General features: G+C 34.1%; 1 protein-coding gene. It reads right to left on the reverse strand.

Annotated elements, in window-relative coordinates; translation table 11 throughout:
* Positions 1–694: AAA family ATPase (locus BCT81_RS03915; RefSeq protein ID WP_133152533.1), on the reverse strand; the 694-nt coding region annotated here is incomplete at its 3' end.
* Between the last annotated feature and the right edge of the window lie 44 nt (positions 695–738).

Raw genomic sequence — 738 nt, forward strand, 5'->3', positions numbered from 1 at the left:
TCTCTTTACAGAAAGATAGTGCACATGAATCTTCTAATAAAATAGACCCAGTTATATCTTTACCAACCCCAAGAGAGTTTAAGTACTTCATTTGGTGTTCAGGCTTGACAACATGTAAGCCCTTACTTGGCAGTTCCGAAACAATCCTAATATTAGTAAGTCCCACCTTATGCAATATATGTTCAGAGTGTGTTGTAATTACACACCAAATTCCTTTAATACTTGAGACCTTCGCAATATAGTCTAACAAGCGTGTTTGACTGTAAGCAGATATTGAATTCTCTAATTCATCAATGAGTAACACTGTTTCCTTTTCGATCCAAGTTAGATACCAAAACATATATATACATATGAACTCCCCTGTACCCATCTTGTTGTTCGAGTATCTAAGACCCGTATTCGTTACCACTTCAAAGATGGGAAGAATAAATGATTCATCGTCAGGAAAGATATCCTCTATTTCATAAACTTTTATGCTAGAATAGCTTTTACCAACTACATTTGATAACTCTTCTCGAATATTTTTCCCATTAAGTGTGTCATTGTAATCAACACCTTCTAATAACTCTTCAATGTTTGCGGTTGTAGATATATATTCATTAATTTTCTGGAACACTGAAAATGGTTCAAGTATCGAAACATTCTTAATATCTTGACTAGAAATAGCCTCACCTTTTTGATTAACTGTAATCATTTCTCTGACCTTAAGGTCTTCTTTTGAGTGAGGAAGTGAGTCAT

The sequence above is a fragment of the Vibrio sp. 10N.261.52.A1 genome (assembly GCF_002876325.1).
In the GTDB taxonomy this organism is placed as follows: domain Bacteria; phylum Pseudomonadota; class Gammaproteobacteria; order Enterobacterales; family Vibrionaceae; genus Vibrio; species Vibrio chagasii.